1 protein-coding gene is annotated in these 1,524 nt (G+C 59.8%); it reads left to right on the top strand.

The genetic code is table 11. The annotated features are described in order from the left end of the window. Nucleotides 1–1,346: hypothetical protein (locus ABX749_RS32510; RefSeq protein WP_372899695.1), on the top strand; the 1,346-nt coding region annotated here is incomplete at its 5' end. Between the last annotated feature and the right edge of the window lie 178 nt (nt 1,347–1,524).

Genomic DNA, 1,524 nt, shown 5'->3' on the forward strand with positions numbered 1-1,524 from the left:
AATCCGAACGGAAGCAGATTCCCGAGTTGAACTCGATGATGGTCGATGCCATCACGTCGCCGAATTCCTTTCGCCACGATTCACCGCTGTGGAGCGTGCGGGGATGGAATGAATCGGGAGTCGTTGCGGGCGTCTTGGCCGATCTGATGAATCTGTTGCATCGTGATGACCAGGCGTCGCAGCGGTTTCTCAACGCGGTCGACGGTTCAATGGACAAGGACACTCAAGCGGTTCGGCGATGGCTGAAAGCCGTTTATCAATTACACACCGAGTCGACACGAGCCGCGGGGGCGGAGCGGATGCGTGCGATGGTTCCCGCTCGCTTGAATGACCAGGTCACCGCGTCTCCGCCGGCAAACATCCCCGCCGGACTGCTTTGGCAAACCGGCCAGCTGATCGAAACGCTTGATCCGATCGATCAGAAAGCGATGCTGCAAATCGGTATCTTTCAGGCCGCGGTTCGTAATTCGCCGGCGGAGCCCGTGGCGTCACACACCGTCGGTTCTCCGCTGGATCAACTGTTTCGAACCTATGTCAAAGTCGGCCGGAGTGAGCTGGCCCGACGCGGTTGGCTGGAGCGTCTGCACACGTGGAAATTTCCGCGAACCACGGGCGTGCGTGAGAATCGGCAATTGCAGGTCGCGGCGCACCTCGCAGAGAACCTGTTCGATTCCGGCTTCCCGATCGATGCCGCCGGAATTTGTCGGCGTTTCTTGGACCAGCCCTTGGTGTTCCAACTGGCCAGGCGTTATAGCCAGGGACGGAATCATCGCAGGATTTTGGAAACCCGATACGAATCGGCGATCCAATCCGTCGATACCGAAAACTCCATCCGTTACGTCGACGCGATGCGGAGTGATTTTTTGGGCGGCGTTCCGAATGCAACGTTGGATCTTTACGGGACCAAGTTGGACGCCTTGACCGAGACCCCACAGGATTGCCTGTTCGAGCTGGCGATCCGATCCGCCTCCTCCACTCCGGCTGGGCGTGATGCATGCCAAAGACTGCTGGAGGAACTCGATCACATCGCGGATGCGGCAGAACGTTCATCGGCGAATCTTCCTGCCCGACTGGTGTTGGCGTCGGTGGTCCGTCCAGACACCTTGAGCGACTTGCTGGACGAATGCATGCAAACGTTGCCGACAGGGACGCGGATGGATTCGGGTCCGTTGCATGAATTTGTCATCGCGTTGACGACGATCATGAGGAGTGATGTCGAATCCGCCGACGCAGCGACGACGCAAGTGATTGCACGGTTGAGTGAAATCGCAACGCAGCGCAACGATCAGGCCGCCCTGTCAGTACTGTCCGGGCTCAGTCGCGGCGAAACCCCCGCCGCCCGCTGACCGGTTTGCCGACTGGATCAGCCGTTTGGCGCGAGCCTACGGGCCTGGGTGCGTTTGTTTCGTCGTTGGGGCCCGTACGCTCGCGCGATACGGCTCATCCCACGTGCGATCCGATTCAACCAACAAACCGCGAAGCGTCCCATCCCAGCACGTGGCGTCAGCCAGTGGCGCGTGACGG

The organism is Stieleria sp., assembly GCF_041595215.1.
GTDB lineage: Bacteria > Planctomycetota > Planctomycetia > Pirellulales > Pirellulaceae > Stieleria > Stieleria magnilauensis.